This is a genomic window from Pseudoalteromonas sp. S558, from assembly GCF_005886635.1.
GTDB classification, from domain to species: Bacteria; Pseudomonadota; Gammaproteobacteria; order Enterobacterales; family Alteromonadaceae; genus Pseudoalteromonas; species Pseudoalteromonas aliena.
Genome location: NZ_PNDU01000330.1, coordinates 1 through 821, shown reverse-complemented (window position 1 = coordinate 821; position 821 = coordinate 1). Strand labels below are relative to the sequence as shown.

The following is an 821-nucleotide window of genomic DNA, read 5'->3' as shown; positions in this document are numbered from 1 at the left end:
TCCAACGTTAGTTGTTACCAATAGAACCCACATCGGTTTTTTACAAAACCAAAACGAAGATTTAAAAGAATGCATTAAAGAAATGCAAAAAATCATCACCGCGCTACGTGTTAAAGTCGGCATTTAACACGTAGCGCCCACGCTATAAAAGCAACATTACCTGTAATACCTCATAGTCGTACTATAAGAACACTTTCCTCTCTTCCCATCCTAAAAAAGCCTGTCCCTAGAATCATATTTATCATTGGCAATAACTTACTATATTTGCTATTAATACATACTCATAAAATAAGGACATTTTCACGTAAAGATAGGGGAGTGTCCTCTGATAAAGCTGTGAGGTGCTTTTCATGAATCCGTATCAACTGATAGCTGATAAATTATCTAATGCTGAGTCATTAGAAGAACTAACCAAAGGCTTAGAGCACTTATTAAGTGGTGGTTACAGTATTTGGGAAGATGGTGAGCTTTATAGCATTCGTCAACTTGTTGCTAAAGTGAATGGATTAAAAATAGAAATATATTCTAATGAACATCCACCACCACACTTTCATGTTAAAGGTGGCGATATAAAAGCTTCATTCTCTATTATTGATTGTGAGCAACTAGAGGGTAAAGTTGGTCGTAGAGAGAAAGCCCTAATTAAATGGTGGCATAGTAAAGGTAAAGAGAAGCTTATAGAGATTTGGAATTCTACAAGACCTTCTGATTGCACGGTTGGAGCTATAAACACCTAACAAGGGTTTTCAAGTCGGACAAATTACAGTTGGCTTTTTGTTCGTGCCTCTTGCCGCTTAAAACGGCGTTGAGGTTGTAGAATT

At 36.9% G+C, this 821-nt stretch carries 1 protein-coding gene; it reads left to right on the top strand.

Features of this window, described 5'->3' with window-relative positions:
* The first annotated feature begins 350 nt into the window (after positions 1 to 350).
* A complete protein-coding gene (locus CWB66_RS18580) occupies positions 351 to 737 on the top strand; it encodes a DUF4160 domain-containing protein (RefSeq protein ID WP_138586531.1) in 387 nt (128 codons plus the stop codon).
* The last annotated feature ends 84 nt before the right edge of the window (positions 738 to 821 follow it).